The sequence below is a fragment of the Natranaerobius trueperi genome (genome assembly GCF_002216005.1).
In the GTDB taxonomy this organism is placed as follows: Bacteria; Bacillota; Natranaerobiia; order Natranaerobiales; family Natranaerobiaceae; genus Natranaerobius_A; species Natranaerobius_A trueperi.
Genome location: NZ_NIQC01000006.1, coordinates 88,917 through 104,841, shown reverse-complemented (window position 1 = coordinate 104,841; position 15,925 = coordinate 88,917). Strand labels below are relative to the sequence as shown.

The 15,925-nt window shown below is 32.4% G+C and carries 14 protein-coding genes and 2 pseudogenes; all 16 read right to left on the bottom strand.

Features of this window, described 5'->3' with window-relative positions; translation table 11 throughout:
- Nucleotides 1-224: 224 nt before the first annotated feature.
- On the bottom strand, nucleotides 225-1,703 hold the full coding sequence (locus CDO51_RS04430) for an AAA family ATPase (protein WP_089023095.1): 1,479 nt from the start codon (nucleotides 1,701-1,703) through the stop codon (nucleotides 225-227).
- Complete coding sequence (locus tag CDO51_RS04425) at nucleotides 1,687-2,241, bottom strand: hypothetical protein (protein WP_089023094.1); 555 nt, start codon at nucleotides 2,239-2,241, stop codon at nucleotides 1,687-1,689. Before CDO51_RS04425 ends, CDO51_RS04430 begins: the two co-directional genes overlap by 17 nt.
- Before the next feature lie 144 nt (nucleotides 2,242-2,385).
- Nucleotides 2,386-2,580, bottom strand: a pseudogene (locus CDO51_RS04420) (transposase); the annotation flags it as partial.
- Nucleotides 2,581-2,727, bottom strand: a pseudogene (locus tag CDO51_RS14590) (transposase); the annotation flags it as partial.
- Nucleotides 2,728-2,900: 173 nt separating this feature from the next.
- On the bottom strand, nucleotides 2,901-3,458 hold the full coding sequence (pgsA, locus tag CDO51_RS04415; RefSeq protein ID WP_089023093.1) for a CDP-diacylglycerol--glycerol-3-phosphate 3-phosphatidyltransferase: 558 nt from the start codon (nucleotides 3,456-3,458) through the stop codon (nucleotides 2,901-2,903).
- Nucleotides 3,442-4,788 (bottom strand): 30S ribosomal protein S12 methylthiotransferase RimO, encoded by a 1,347-nt coding sequence (gene rimO, locus CDO51_RS04410; RefSeq protein ID WP_240503487.1) that lies wholly within the window; start codon nucleotides 4,786-4,788, stop codon nucleotides 3,442-3,444. The genes pgsA and rimO overlap by 17 nt, the downstream gene beginning before the upstream one ends.
- 70 nt (nucleotides 4,789-4,858) lie before the next feature.
- Nucleotides 4,859-5,743, bottom strand: coding sequence for a helix-turn-helix domain-containing protein (locus CDO51_RS04405; RefSeq protein ID WP_089023092.1), 885 nt, complete (start codon nucleotides 5,741-5,743; stop codon nucleotides 4,859-4,861).
- Nucleotides 5,744-5,900: 157 nt separating this feature from the next.
- Nucleotides 5,901-8,282 carry a DNA translocase FtsK gene (locus tag CDO51_RS04400; protein ID WP_205842101.1) on the bottom strand — a complete coding sequence of 794 codons (2,382 nt, stop codon included), beginning with the start codon at nucleotides 8,280-8,282 and terminating at the stop codon, nucleotides 5,901-5,903.
- A gap of 55 nt (nucleotides 8,283-8,337) precedes the next feature.
- Nucleotides 8,338-9,246 carry a Na/Pi symporter gene (locus tag CDO51_RS04395; protein WP_158212318.1) on the bottom strand — a complete coding sequence of 303 codons (909 nt, stop codon included), beginning with the start codon at nucleotides 9,244-9,246 and terminating at the stop codon, nucleotides 8,338-8,340.
- Between the two features lie 99 nt (nucleotides 9,247-9,345).
- Nucleotides 9,346-9,564, bottom strand: coding sequence for a YlzJ-like family protein (locus CDO51_RS04390; RefSeq protein WP_089023090.1), 219 nt, complete (start codon nucleotides 9,562-9,564; stop codon nucleotides 9,346-9,348).
- Nucleotides 9,564-10,394 carry a ClpP family protease gene (locus tag CDO51_RS04385; RefSeq protein ID WP_089023089.1) on the bottom strand — a complete coding sequence of 277 codons (831 nt, stop codon included), beginning with the start codon at nucleotides 10,392-10,394 and terminating at the stop codon, nucleotides 9,564-9,566. Before CDO51_RS04385 ends, CDO51_RS04390 begins: the two co-directional genes overlap by 1 nt.
- 110 nt (nucleotides 10,395-10,504) lie before the next feature.
- On the bottom strand, nucleotides 10,505-12,193 hold the full coding sequence (locus CDO51_RS04380; RefSeq protein ID WP_089023088.1) for a ribonuclease J: 1,689 nt from the start codon (nucleotides 12,191-12,193) through the stop codon (nucleotides 10,505-10,507).
- Between the two features lie 111 nt (nucleotides 12,194-12,304).
- On the bottom strand, nucleotides 12,305-13,186 hold the full coding sequence (gene dapA / locus CDO51_RS04375) for a 4-hydroxy-tetrahydrodipicolinate synthase (RefSeq protein WP_089023087.1): 882 nt from the start codon (nucleotides 13,184-13,186) through the stop codon (nucleotides 12,305-12,307).
- Between the two features lie 17 nt (nucleotides 13,187-13,203).
- The gene (gene dapG / locus CDO51_RS04370; RefSeq protein ID WP_089023086.1) at nucleotides 13,204-14,430 is read right to left on the bottom strand and encodes an aspartate kinase; all 1,227 of its coding nucleotides are present in this window, start codon (nucleotides 14,428-14,430) and stop codon (nucleotides 13,204-13,206) included.
- A 3-nt stretch (nucleotides 14,431-14,433) separates the two neighbouring features.
- On the bottom strand, nucleotides 14,434-15,027 hold the full coding sequence (locus CDO51_RS04365) for a dipicolinate synthase subunit B (protein WP_089023085.1): 594 nt from the start codon (nucleotides 15,025-15,027) through the stop codon (nucleotides 14,434-14,436).
- A gap of 4 nt (nucleotides 15,028-15,031) precedes the next feature.
- A complete protein-coding gene (gene dpsA, locus CDO51_RS04360) occupies nucleotides 15,032-15,922 on the bottom strand; it encodes a dipicolinate synthase subunit DpsA (RefSeq protein WP_089023084.1) in 891 nt (296 codons plus the stop codon).
- Nucleotides 15,923-15,925: the final 3 nt, after the last annotated feature.

Sequence of the window (15,925 nt, the reverse complement as noted above, 5' to 3'; positions counted from 1 at the left end):
AAGTACCTCCTCTGCTATTTTAATTAAGGGTCGTTAAGGGTCGACTTCAGTGACGACACCTCGTATATTAGCAGGAGGTACTTTTTTTATCATTCTTCATTTAAATTCATTACAGGAATGCTTCCTTTATAATCTATTCTTCTATATTTTAACACAAAGTCAAAAAAGACATTAAAACTTCTTTCAGTAAGGAAATAACCTTAACATAAAGAAAAGGAGGGCATTTAGGCCACTCCTTTTAAAAACTCTCTTAATTCTTCACCAGAAATTTTTTCACGTTCTAATAAATTATCTTTAAGATTTGGTACGATGTTACTATATGAGCTAAGAATTTGTTCAATTTGTTCTTCACTATCTATAGTCAGTTTTTGAGTTGTTTGATTAATTTCGTCTTGAGATAAGTTATCATAATTAACTATACCTAATGGTGACATTCCTGACTTAATTATTTCACGTGCAATTTGAAAAGCTTTATTCAAATCATCTTTGTTCCCTGTACTCCTATATCCTAAAAAATATTCTTCAAACTTACTACCTGCCAGTAAAAATGACAACTCTTGTTTTAAAGACTTACTCGTTTTTAAATAACTATCTTCCTGAGGACTTCTTCTAGTATAGCCTAAAGCTTTTCCCCTACTTGTAATAGCAATCTTTGAAACAGCATGTGGATTTAAAACCTCTATAACTAAGGCATGTCCAATTTCATGGTAAGCAATTCTTTCTAAATCTTGTTTTTTGGGCTTACGAGGTAATTCTTCACCCATTATAACCTTTTCGATAGAATCATAGAAATCATTCATTTTTAAAACATTTTGCTTTCGTCGCATAGCTAATATAGCAGCTTCATTAACCAAATTTTCAAGATGTGCTCCTGAAAACCCAAACGTTTCTGACGCAATGATACTTAGATCAACCTCTGATGAAAGTGGTTTATTTTGACAATGGATTTTTAGTATATGAAGTCGTCCTTCTTTATCAGGAGGTTCAACAGATACTATCCTATCAAACCTACCAGGTCGAGTCAGAGCATTATCTAAACTCTCTAATCTATTAGTTGCACCCATTATTAAAATATCTATATTATCTATTTCAGAATCAAGTCCATCCATTTCAACAAGCAATTGGTTTAAGGTTTGTTCATACTCCATATGGTTTCCATTTGAACCTCTTTTAGCACCTATAACATCTAATTCATCAATAAAAATAACAGCACTTGTTTTATTATTCTTGTGAGCTCTTTTCCTAGCATTTTTAAACATTTTTCTTACACGTTGTGCTCCAACTCCTGCATACATTTCAATAAATTCACTACCGGAAGTAGACATAAAAACAGAGTCAGTATATTTAGAAGCAGCTTTCGCAATTAATGTTTTACCATTTCCCGGAGGGCCTGATAATAACAACCCTTTTATAGGCCTAATACCTAGCTCTTTAGAGCTTTTCTTATCAAGCAAAAATTCTAACGCTTCTTTTACTTCATTGATTGCAGTTTTTTGACCACCTATTTCTTCGAATGTTACTTCTGGAATTGATTTATTTACAACTTTTCCAGGACTACTGCTACCAGACCCCTTCTTTGAATGGATCCATAAAAAGAAAGCAAAAATTACTCCAACAAAAATCAAAGGTTTTGGTGTTATACCTATTACTAATAAACTAATTATTACCGCTAAATAAATCCCTACACTAATTTCTAGTATCATTAGTACCATCACCTCCACCAGACGTAAGAGGTCGATCATAAACTTCAATCAACTCTGAATCATTATCCTTCATTTGAATAAAAAAGCCTTCATCTAATACAAAAACTTGTAAATGATCAAGAGAATGTTCTTGTTTTATTTTACTCAAATTATCTAACATATCATCATATTCATTACTTTGATAGTGATGCCATAAAATAAATTGTAATTCATAATAAGCTTCTTTTAATGAATTATTTCTTTCATCTTCAATTATGATTTTATAGTCTGTACTAACAGTTTTTTGTATCTCGTTAGTAATCTCGTGATAAGGATCAATTAAAAACGGTTCATAATCAAATTGTAAATAAATTTCTAAGTCATTTCCATCATCTTTAATTTTATATTCTTCAACTTGTTCATGATTATTTAAATAATCTTCTAATGGACCAATTACCTGTTGTTGTTTCCACAGAAAATATGCACCCAAAATTATAACTACACTTATAACAAAGGTTAAAATAACTATTAAAATTCGTTTTTTATTCAATTTAGGCATAATTATCACCTTTCTAGTTTACATAAAACAATTATAGCACATAGAAAAACCCTTATCAATTGATAAGGGTTCAGATTGTAGACAAATGGCCTTCTAATTTACTGTTAGGAGGCCATTTTCTTTCTGATGTTAGCTTTATTTTGCTTAAAAAATAAAAAAACGAACTGCCACTTTACTTTTCCCACGAAGTGTGGTCCATCGCAAACCATGCTTCTCTTTTAAATCACCAAATACTCTTTCAATTGATTTACGCTTTTCATAAATTTGTTTGTTGCAATATGTGTGTCTTAGGTGTTCTGCTTCATCTAAAGAATCTTGCCAGATATGTCTGGATATTACTATTAAAACCACTGGATCTATGTTTGGACGACTTGTATCTTTCGAATAATAATCTTCAACTAAATCATAGATGAAATCAAAATCAATAGTTTCATCTATTTTTCTCACCAAGTGATCTTTAGGCACCAAGTGATCTTTAGGCACCAAATCGTCAGCATTACTATTTCTGCTGCTTTACGTTTTTCTCTTTCTTGCTCGTTTAGCACCTTTATCACCTCGGATTATTTTTTTCGAAATTACTATTCTATAAAAAAAGCTTGTCGACCTGCCTATTTAATAGACTTTGTCGACAAGCTAAAACCTTATCAATTGATAAAGGTTTAGTTTCCTAATTTAATTAATTTATGGTTTTTGTAGAAATAATCCACTCCGGAAACTATCGTTATAATCACTGCTAAAGATAAACTAATAGTAACTAACGGTCCTAATGGAATATTTAGTAGTGGTATCCTGTCTAATCCAACTTGTAGCATTAAAGCCACTATAGCAACTATTTGTGTAATTGTCTTATATTTACCTAACTTACTTGCAGAAATCACAACACCTTCCGCTGCAGCAACAACTCGTAAACCAGTTACAGCAAATTCTCGACTTATTATAATAAAAGCTATCATTGCATGTAGTTTACCCATTCCTACTAATGTAATTAAAGCAGCTGTTATTAATAATTTATCAGCTAGGGGATCCAAAAATTTACCAAAGTTGGTAATCTGTTTACGAGTACGTGCAATATATCCATCTAATGCATCAGTAACTGATGCAATTATAAATATAGCACTTGCAATAAACTCTCCATATGGTATCCTAACTAGCAAAAAAACCATAAAAACAGGTGCTAATATTATTCGTCCTATAGTTATTTTATTCGCTAAGTTCATTTGTCATTTCCCCAATAAGATCATAGTCTAAAGCATGTATCACTTCAATATCAACAAACTCCCCAACTGACGCATTACAATTAGGTACGATAATACTCCCATCCACTTCAGGAGCATGCATTTTACCTCTTGCTACACTAGTAGTAGGTTCATCATCTAGTTTTTCATCAATCAGTACTTTTAAAAACTTACCTACTTTTTCTTCATTCTTTTGTCTAGTTATGCTTTGTTGAAGCTCCATAGTTCTCATATATCTATCCTCTTTTATCTCTTCAGAAACTTCTTGTTTCATTTCATAAGCTTTAGTATCTTCTTCTTTAGAATATCTAAAAACTCCTACATGGTCAAACTCCACTTCTTCTATAAAAGACAATAGTTTATTAAAGTCGTCTTCTGTTTCACCAGGAAATCCAACTATAAATGAAGTTCTTAAAGTTAAATTAGGAATTTGATCTCTTAGTTTATACACTAAGTCTCTTATCTGATTTTCATTTCCTCCTCGATTCATTCCTTTTAAGACATTATCACTTACATGTTGTAAAGGTATATCAAGATAAGAACATATTTTATCGTGTTTGTTAATTACCTCAATTAATTCATCTGTGATTCTAGTTGGATAACCATACAAGACTCTAACCCAAAAATCACCCTCTAGAGACGCAATCCGTTCTAATAGCTCAGCTAATTTATAAGATCCATATAAATCCTTTCCGTAATATGTGGTATCTTGAGCTATTAGATTTATTTCTTTAGCTCCTTTTTCAATAAAGCTAATTACTTCTTTTTCGATACCTTCAATGCTTCGACTCCTGTATTGACCTCTTATTATTGGAATTGCACAATAAGAACAATGATTATTACATCCTTCAGCAATCTTAACATATACACTATGAGAAAACGTATAAGGTTCTCTCGGCATTACTTTATCATTAATTTTTCTTCTTTCTAAATAACTCACAAATTCACCTTGTAAAACAGAAGAAATAACCTCTCCAATACGATCCATATTCTCTGTTCCAATTAAAGCATCAATTTCAGGGATTTCTTCTTTAATAGACTCTTGATATCTCTGTGAAAGACATCCTGCAACTATCAATGCTTTAATTTTACCTTGTGACCTTAATTTGGCAACTTCTAAAATATGATCTATTGATTCTTTTTTTGCATCATCAATAAAACCACACGTGTTTATAATAACTATATCTGCACTATAGTAGTCATCCGTCAATTGATATTTATTTTCTTTTAATACACCTTGCATTACCTCTGTATCTACCTGATTTTTAGCACAACCAAGTGATAAAATCCCTACTTCAATCAGTGTTCCCACCTCTTTCAATCTAATTTAAATAGTTGCCTTAAATAAGTATATTACATTCATATTATACTGTCAAAACATACTAGTTAATTATTTCAATTTCTACATATTCAGTCCCAGCAGTGTCTGGTACTTCTAATTCTTCATCATTAATAAAAAGTTCTACCCCAGCAGCATATCCAAATGTAAAGTTAATTTTATTTTCAAAAATTAAACTTTTTTCAGTTCCAGGAGTTAGTTCTCCATAATTCTCTAATGATTGAGTTTCTCCATCTAATATGATTTTTGTCCAACAAGTGTCAGTTATACTCAAATCTAAAGTAGCCTTCTCTGTCCCACTAATTTCATATTTAATTGGATCAGACGAAATTTTCTCAATACTTAATTCTGGCTCTATCTGCTCCTCTTTATTATTCTTTTCGTTATCTTCACTATTTTCACTGATTTCATTGTCATTTTCTGTTATTTCACCATTAGATTCATTTTCTACTTCTTCTGTACCTAAGTCAATGCCAGCTAAAAAATCATATCCACGGTATCCTCCAGAAACTAATAATCCAATTATAACTACCATAATTAAAGCCTTAGATATGTCTGGAAGTACCTTTTCAATAAAACCAGTTAACATTGTTTCTTTTACTTGACCTCCATTGTTCTCATTAAGTTGATCGTGATTTGAGGTTTCGCTTTTAGAAAAAATTGTTTCATAGTCATTCCATAACTCCTTAAAATCGTAATTAACGGTTTCAGCATAATTCTTTATCGCACCTTTAGCATAAACTTCACCAGGGAAAACAGAAAAATCGCCCTCTTCAATAGATCTAATATACTTCGATCTTAATTTTGTGATCTGCTGGATATCATAAATAGACAAACCTTGTGTTTGTCTAGCTTTTTTTAATTTATCGCCAATACCTTTTGCCGTACTTTCTATATCTTCTGTAGTTTTATCCTCATTTTCAGTCATAAAATACACCCTCCTTAACAACTGTTAAGTTTAATTGAATATACTCTAAATAAAAAATCCATGTATATTTTCAAAAAAACATAGTAGCCTTTAAAATTAGTTATTCTTTATTTATTGTAATAATCCTTCTAGAATAACAGAAAAGTAGGCATAAAGCCTACTTTAGGTTATCTAATAACTCGTTTATTTCCTGTTCACTCATAATAATTCTCCTAGGTTTACTTCCTTCATGCCCACCGATCACACCAAAAGCTTCTAGTTCATCAACTAATCTTGCAGCTCTTGTATACCCTACTCGTAAACGCCTCTGAACCAGTGAAATTGAAGCTTGTTCAGTATCTAAAACAAGTTCTACAGCTTTAGGTAACAATTCATCATAATCTTTCGTGTCATTTTGTTCAATATTATCTTGTATAAGCTCTTCTTGATATTCAGGTTGTGCTTGTGATTTAACTTCTGAAGCTAACTCATCTATCTCCTGATCAGAAATAAAAGCACCTTGTAATCTTACTGGTTTATTAGTGCCCATAGGTGTAAATAACATATCTCCTTGTCCTAAAAGTTTTTCTGCACCTCCCATATCTAATATAGTACGAGAGTCAGATTGTGATGTCACTGAAAAAGCTATTCTTGATGTTATATTTGATTTGATAACTCCTGTTATAACATCAACTGATGGTCGCTGTGTAGCCAGTACTAGATGGATACCTGCAGCTCTAGACATTTGAGCTAACCTAAAAATAGAATCTTCAACTTCTGTGGGTGCAACCATCATTAAATCAGCAAGTTCATCTATAATTACAACTATATAAGGTAATTTGTCCGGATAAGTATCATCAGGTTTTTCAGTTGCATTGTACCTAGAAATATCACGCACACCAGTTTCAGCAAATAGTTGATATCTATTTTCCATTTCAGTAACTATATTCTTTAAGGTACTTGCAGCATTTTTAGGGTTTGTCACTACAGGTGCTAACAAATGAGGTAAACCATCAAAAGATTTTAATTCAACTACCTTTGGATCAATTAATAATAGTTTAACTTCATCTGGTTTTGCTTTAAATAAAAAACTCGCTATTAATGAATTAATAGATACACTTTTCCCAGAACCGGTAGCACCTGCTATTAAAAGGTGAGGCATTTTTGCCAAATCTGCAACCACAGGTTCTCCAGCTATGTCCTTACCAATTGCTATAGAAAGTGGTGATTTACTTCCAGTAAAATTCTGACTTTCTAGTACTTCCCTCAAATAAACTGGTGATATTACGTTATTAGGAACTTCAATCCCAATGGCAGCTTTACCAGGTATTGGTGCCTCTATTCTTATTTCAGAAGCAGCTAAACTTAAAGCCAAATCATCAGATAGGTTAACTATTTTACTTACTTTGACACCTCTTTCAGGTTGTAATTCATATCTAGTAATGGTTGGTCCTCTTTGAACTTTTACTACTTTTGCTTGAACACCGAAAGATGAAAGTGTGCTTTCAAGTAAGCGAGCCTTATCAGTCAGTTCTTGTCTACTAGTCCTATCAGTTCCTTGTTGTGAAGATTTTTGTAATAAATCTAAAGAAGGAATTTTGTAGTCTTCATGAGATTTATCATTGGAATAAAAAGTATAAGAATAATCATTCTCGTTATCTTTTTTTTCAGATTCATTTTCAAATGTTGTTATTGAATTAGACTGAGGAGTTTGTGACTCTGTTGTCATAAAAGAATCAATAGCTTTTTTTTCATCTTCATTTTTATGCTGACTTTTTAGATTATCTTCGAAGTCTACTATAGGGTAGTCTACTTGTTCATCTTTTTTATTTTCCTTTTTATACTCATCAAATGATAAAACATTATTTTGTTCTTTCTCAGCATGTCCATTATCATCTTGTTCTATATTATCTGAATCAGATTCAAGTTTATCTTTTAAATTAATTAGTCTACAATATAAAGAATATATTTTTTCGTTTGTGACTAACAATAAATTCCAACACTTCATTAAAAACTTCTTAATAAAAGTTAACCCTTCAGTAAAAGTCGTATCTGTTAGTAACATAAAAGCCACTAAAGCTGATGAAATAAGTAAAATAAGCGTACCTAATTCTCCTAATATTAAAAGTGAAATCACAGAAAAAATAGCCCCTAAGAATCCACCACCAGAACCTTTAATAGCTAGATCAAAACCTAGCCTCATAATTTCCCCGCGACTCATCAGCTCTTCTTGTAAAACAAGTTCAATATGATGACCAACTATAATCAAAAATAAAACAGTACTTAACCCCCAAAATCTATTTGTTAACGGAATGTTTTTCCAATACAATAAATTACCGGCTATTATTGCAATAAAAATAGGAAGTGTCCAAGCTCTATCTCCTGCTAAATAACCAAATATGTAATTTAAAATTCTCCCTAAAAAACCAGTCTGATCAGTAAAAAATAAACTCGCTAAGGAAATCGCAGAAAAAAGTAAAAATAAGATTGCTTTAACTTCTATAACTCCATCCGTATTCTGACTTGATTTTTTCGTTTTTGTTTTGCTTGATTTTGACAACTGTATTCACCTCGATATTATTATACCAGTTAGTAAATCCGATGCCAAATTATTTTTAATTAAAAACTATCCATCTCACCAATTTTTCTATATATTTCCAAAATAACAACAATGCTATACAAGCAAATATATTAAACATAGTGTGGGCGTTAGCTACAAACCTTTCTGGAGATACTGATACATACCCAATCACGTCAAGAAAAATAGGAAATCCTACAAACAAAATTAGTGCACATAAACTATTATATACAAGTTGAAATACTGCCCCTAGTTTACCATTATTCGATAATCCTAAACTAGCAACTAATAAAGTTGTAGATGTACCAATATTTAAACCCATAACAGCTGCAGTTGCATACTCCGGTAATATAATTTGTTTACCAGTTAATAAAATTAAAATTCCAATAATTAAACTACTAGACTGACAAAATGCGGTTAAAATTGCACCTATTAAAAAGGCCTGAAATAACGAGTCAAATGTCTCAACTAATCGTACCAAATTTTCTCTATAATAAAGTGAAACACTTCCCATTATCTCTAATCCTATAAATATTAGAGAGAAAGATATCAAAGCTTTTCCGATATACTTCAATTTTCTAAGCTTAGTTGATAAAACTAGCATTATAGTTCCAAATAAAAAGCTTGGAATAATAAGTTTCTCAACGGATAATGCAAAAATTTGTCCGCTCACAGTTGTTCCAACATTACTACCAACTAAGAAAGAAGCTGCTTGTTTAAAAGATAAGAGTTCTTTATCAAGAAATATTAATATAATCACTCCTACTGCACTACTACTTTGCGTAAGTGCAGTTAATACAAAACCAATAAAACTTAATAGAACTATATTTTTAAAAGAAACATAATTAGTCCTATTCAAAGCTATAAAATGAGGGGTCATTGCTGATAATATTTTCACACCAACAAGAAAAAATAATAACCCAAAAATGGCTATAAGTATTTGCATTAACATCCCCCTACTGTTCAATATTTTAATCTATTAATATTTATATTTTACAATTTTAATATTAGTCATAAAAAAAGAGCCTAAATAGGCTCTTTTGAACTATATTCCTGCTATACTTATCATATTACCTGGTTGATACGTTGGATCTAAGAAATCGTTTGGGTCTGTACTAATTAAACGTACTACTTTTCCTTGAAAGGAATTTACCGGTTCAACAATCACAGTTCTACCTTTATGCTCAATTTCATGAAATTGTTGCTGATTATCAGATTGACCTTTGTGTACATCTTCTAATGCAACAGGAGTATACAAAATCATTACTCATCCCCCTTATCTTTTTTATTATAAAAATTTGGAGGTTGTAGTGGCTGGCCAGGATATGGCATAGGTGGATGATTTGGTGAAAATGTTGAAGGAGCATATCTACTTTGTTGGGGCACATTTGAATCAATCATTTCTCTTAATTTGCCTATTGCACTACCAATTCCTCCTACCTCACCAATAATGCCTTCTCTAACTGCATCTTCTCCGACTAAAACCGTTCCAATATCTCTGGCTAACTGACTTGAATTGAACATTAAATCTCTTAACCGTTCTGGATGAATCCTTGAATGTTCGGTTACAAAGGTCATTATTCTATCTTGCATTTTATCCAAATATTCATAAGTCTGAGGAACTCCAATAACTTGACCTGTCAATCTAATGGGATGTATTGTCATAGTTGCTGTATGGGCTATATATGAGTAATCAGTAGCAACAGAAATTGGAACACCTATACTATGACCTCCACCTAGTACCAGACTAACAGTTGGCTTTGACATAGAATCAATCATTTCAGCAATTGCAAGCCCTGCTTCTACATCACCACCAACTGTATTTAGAATCACTAATACTCCTTTTACATTAGGACTTTGTTCAGCTGCTACTAGTTGAGGTAACACATGTTCATATTTAGTTGTTTTATTTTGAGGCGGTAAGGCCATGTGTCCTTCAACTTGCCCAATGATTACTAAAGAGTGGATATCTGAATCTGGTTTAGGAATTTGTGTTTGACCATATTGTTTCACATTTTCAGCTGTTTGTTTACTAGAATCATTATTTCTTTTAGACTGTGTATTATTAGTAATATTATCATTTTGGTTTTGCATACTTTTCACTCCTTTTTAGATATTCTCTTTGTATTTTTTGTTTATTTAAGCTAATATATACAAAAAACCTCCGGTATTTTACCGAAGGTCTTTATAGTTCAAATTTTAAATTATACTTCCATAATAATCGGAAGAATCATTGGACGTCTTCTAGTTTTTTCCCATAAATATTGTCCTAGTACATCCTTAACTGAACTTTTTATAGCTTGCCACTCATTCATCTTACTCTTAGACATTTTATTTAAAGCTTTTACTACATGTTCACGTGCCTCATCTAATAATTCCTCAGATTCTCTGACATAAACAAAACCACGCGAAACTATATCTGGACCTGCGACCAACTCTTTGTTTTGCTTATCTACACTAATTACAACTATGAGAATTCCATCTTGACTCAATAATCTTCGATCACGTAAGACAATATTTCCAACATCACCTACACCTAGACCGTCAACAAGAACTTTTCCGGCAGGAACTTTTCCATTGACCCTACCGCGACCATTTTTAAATTCCATGACTTCACCATTCTCTGCTAAAAATATATTTTTACTAGGTAAACCAAGGTTTTCTGCTAAATTTTTATGGTTAACTTGCATTCTGTATTCTCCATGTATAGGTATCAAATGTTTTGGTTTTACTAGGTTTAACATTAACTTTAATTCTTCTTGACTTCCATGACCTGAGACATGTATGCCAGCAACTGATTTGTAAATTACATGGGCACCGCGTTTAAACAAGTTATCTATGCTTCTAGATACAAGTTTTTCATTACCTGGAATGGGAGTTGCTGCAATTACAACTGTATCTTGTGGCATAATTTGAACTTTTTTATGATCATCGGTTGCTATTCTGGTAAGGGCGCTCATTGGCTCCCCTTGACTTCCAGTTGTAAGTAAAACTGTTTTTTCCAAGGGAAGTTGGTTAACTTTTTCTATATCATCAATGACAACATTTTCTACATCACGTAAATACCCCAATTCAGACGCAGCCTCTATTACATTTACCATGCTGCGACCTACTACTCCTATTTTTTTACCATACTTCTTAGCTGCATTGATTACCTGTTGAATTCTGTAAATATTAGAAGCAAAGGTTGCTAAAATAATTCTTTTAGGAGCTTCGCGGAAAATTTCATCTATTGTTTCTCCAACAACTCTATCACTATTAGTATAACCAGGCTGTTCTGCATTAGTGCTATCAGACATTAAGCAAAGAACACCTTTTTTTCCAAGCTCTGCAAGTTTATGGTAGTCTGTTATCTCACCTGTCACAGGAGTATGGTCAAACTTGAAATCTCCAGAGTGAACTATTATTCCTTCTGGCGTATGTATAGCAATACCTATAGAATCAGCTATACTATGATTAGTGGAGAAAAATTCTAATTTAAAAGCTCCTAATTTCATTTGCTTACCAGGAGTTATCTGCTTTAAAGAAACAGATTTTCTAACAGGATGGTCTTTTAATTTACGCTCTGCTAAACCAATCGTTAATTTTGTTCCATAGACAGGTACGTCTATTTCTTTTAATAAGTATGGTAGCGCACCAATGTGGTCCTCGTGACCATGTGTTAAGAAAACACCCTTAATTTTGTCTCTATTTTCAAATAAATACGTCATATCAGGGATGACTATATCAACACCTAACATTTCTTCATCAGGAAATTTTAATCCAGAGTCAATTACTATCATTTCGTCTCCGTACCGGACAACAAACATATTTTTACCAATTTCACCGACTCCGCCCAATGGTATTACTTGAACTGATCCATTCGAAATTTTATTCGATTTTTGCGAAACCAATCAAACACCTCCTAATTTTTCAATATTGCAGTACCCGCTCCCTTACCATTAAACATTATTATACATTACTCGAAGGACAATAGCAAGAAAAAAGAAGCCGAAATCGGCTTCTTAAATATTTTTGACTCGAAGATACTCTTCTGTTATTATTTGCAGTTGACTCTCCTTTAATCCATATAATGGAGGTCTAAGTGGACCTACCGTCATCACATGCTTATTTACAGCTTCTTTTATTGGGATAGGATTAGTCTTCACACCTAATGCCTCAAATATTGGAAAAAGTTTTTGGAATATTTCTAATGCCTTTTTTGGATCTTTCTTATATACATTAATAAGTTCTTTAATTTCTTCACCTACTATTTGAGAAGCGACACTTACAACTCCTACTCCACCAACACTTAAAACTGGTAAAAGACTAACATCATCCCCACTATAAACTAAGAAATCATCTGGAGTTTTTTTAACGATATTGGTGATTTTATTGAAGTCTCCACTGGCTTCTTTTATACAAACAATATTATTGATTTGCGAGAGGTCAATAATAGTTTTTTCTTCTAAATCTACACCTGTTCTTTTGGGTACATTATACAGCATAATTGGTAAAGATGTTTCTTTCGCAACAGACTTGAAGTGGTTATACAGGTCTGGTTGTGTTGGTTTATTATAATAAGGAGTAACTAACATAATGCCATCTACTCCTATATCTTCAGCTTCTTTTGTTAGTTCAATGGTTTCTTTTGTATTATAAGAACCTGTTCCAGCTATTACCTTTCCCGCTCCATCTAGTCGATCTTTAACTACTTGAAACAGTGATAGTTTTTCTTCGAAACTTAATGTTGGTGATTCACCTGTAGTACCAGATACAACTAATCCGTCTGAACTCTTATTATTGACAAGTATCTCTGCTAAATCACCTGCTTTTTTTTCTGATAAACTACCATCTGTATTGAAAGGTGTCACCATAGCCGTTAATAATTCACCAAAATAATTCATACTCTACCTCCCCGTTATTAAAGATAAAACTTTTCATGTAAGAGTCTAAGAGCTCTCTCAGTATCAGACCCTTGTATAAGACATGAAATTGTAATATTAGAATCTGTTGTTTGTAAAACTTCAATCTTTTCTTTATTTAAAATATCAAGAGCTTTAGCCATAACTCCAGGTAATCCAGTCATTCCAGTACCAAATAAAGTGATTTTTGTACAATCAGTTTTTTTAGTAATGTCTCCAAAATCACCTTCTTTTAATAGTTCTATAGTACTTTTAGCATTAGCTTCTCTTACTGTAAAGGTTAATCTGTTTTCATAAACATTTATCATGTCAAGACTAATTTTAGCTTTTGCTATTTCATTAAATACAGCAACCTTTATGACTTGAGAACAATCGCTTTCAAAATCGAGGGTTATTTGGGTTACTTTTGGTAAATATCCTATACCAGTAATAATTTGACTTTTTTTAGTTTGTTTCCTAGCTACATTATGAGTTATCTTTGTGCCTTCATCATCATATGAGTTTTCAATATTTTTTATATATATAGGTACTGAATGTCTCATTGCATATTCTACTGCCCTTGGATGAATAACTTTTACCCCGTCTCTTGCCATTTGTAACACTTCATAAAATGTTATTACTTTTATTGGTTTTGCATCTGGAACAATTTTGGGATCAACAGTCATTAAACCATCTACATCTGTATAAATTTCAGCGCTATCAGCTTTAAGATGACTTGCTAGAGCAGTCGCCGTTGTATCACTTCCACCACGACCTAGTGTAACTGTTTCACCATCAGTAGAAACTCCTTGAAAACCTGCTACTACTACTATTTTATTCTGATCTAAATATTTATTAATCATAGAACAATCAATATCTAGAATTGTTCCGTTAGTGTAATTATTATCAGTCAAAATTCCTGCCTGTTTTCCTGTAAGCGCTACTGCATCATAACCATCCATGTTTAATAGAGAGGTTAGTAAAGCACTAGAGATAACCTCACCACAACTCACTGCTAAATCTAGTTCTCGATCCTTTACACCTTCACCCGCTTGCCCATTAAGAAAATCTATTAAAGAGTCTGTAGCATAAGGGTCTGGTTTTCTTCCCAAAGCACTCACTACTACTACAACTTTATTACCACTGTCTACTGATTGTTTGATGTGTTCAACTGCCTTTTCTCTTAGCTCTTTAGTCCGTAAAGACGAGCCACCAAACTTTTGAACTATAACATTATTAGTTGCCATAGGTTATTGCTCCTCTCTAGAAGTTAACAATGGCTGAATTTGTTCTCCTTCAAGAGCTTTTCTGATCGTGGGTATTATTTGATCTGTATGACTTACTACTGAATTTGGCTTATTTATTGGATTATCTTGAGTGAATGGCACGAAATAAACATACTTTGAATTTAATAAAGTACCAATATTTCTTGCATTTAAACCTAGAGCATCATTTGTAGAAATTGAAATAACAACAGGTTTTTGATTTCTTATTTGAGCTTTCGCAGCCATTGTGACAGCGGTATCTGTAATCCCATTTGCTAATTTGGCGATAGTATTACCAGTACAAGGTGCAATAACAATAACATCTATAAATCCTTGTGGTCCAATTGGTTCAGCAGAAACTATACTATTAATTATTTTATTACCAGTCATCTGTACAAGTTTTTGTTTCCACTCTATTGCTTCACCAAAACGAGTATTAGTTTTATCTACTCCCGGGGATATTATGGGATAAACTTCAACTCCTCCATCTACTAAATCCTTAATTTCCTTAAACACTGGTTCTAGGGTACAATGTGAACTCGTTACTGCAAAACCCACTTTTACACCAGCTAAACTCATAAAGTCACCCCCTTAAATGTGTTAAAAGCAGACGTGGATATACTTTACCTAAAATCTCCCCAGCTGTTTGAGGTGCAATCTTACCGGGTAGACCTGGTGCTAAAATACCTTTTATATTTTTTTCTCGACATGCTTTAAAATCTGTTCCTCCTTGACCTGAAGCTATATCAATAATTACAGCTTCAGGACTTAATTTATTGATTATATCCTCTTTTAATATTAAAGCTGGTATAGTATTAAATATAAGTTGAAAATCTTTAATATAGTTAGATAGCTCATTAATATAAATCGCACTAGCTCCTAATTCTTCAGCTCTAGCTAACTGAGCTGGTCTTCTTACAGCCACAGTAACATTTGAACTCATATTTTTTAATAATCGAGCCAAAGTAATGCCACATCTACCTAAACCTAAAACTAATGAATCGCTACTATGAATTGTTAGATTGGAATTTTTCAAAGCTTCAAAAATAGCGCCTTCGGCTGTAGGGATTGAATTGTAAATAGCTATATCATCTAAGTCTATTGTTTCAACTATACTTCCTCCACGTTTTTCTACAAGTGACTTAAAATCTTTTGACGCACTGCCAATTAAAATAAGTGGTAGTTCACTTAAATTCTTTGTTTCTTTCCAAAAATTTAATTTTTTTGTTGTATTACTAGCAGGCACATTTCCCTCTGAGTCTACACCTGCAAGCGGTAGGATAATTGCATTAATTTGTTCTTCTTCTATTTCATCCATAGTATATAGTACTGTTCCTTCAATTTTGTAGCCAACACGATCAAACCCAATAGCAAATACATCAATACCCGCTTGTTTCAAGTGTTTAATTAGGAAAATATCTCGCTCATCTCCTCCTAAAACAACTACTTTATGATTAACAGGACTTTTATTCATAGC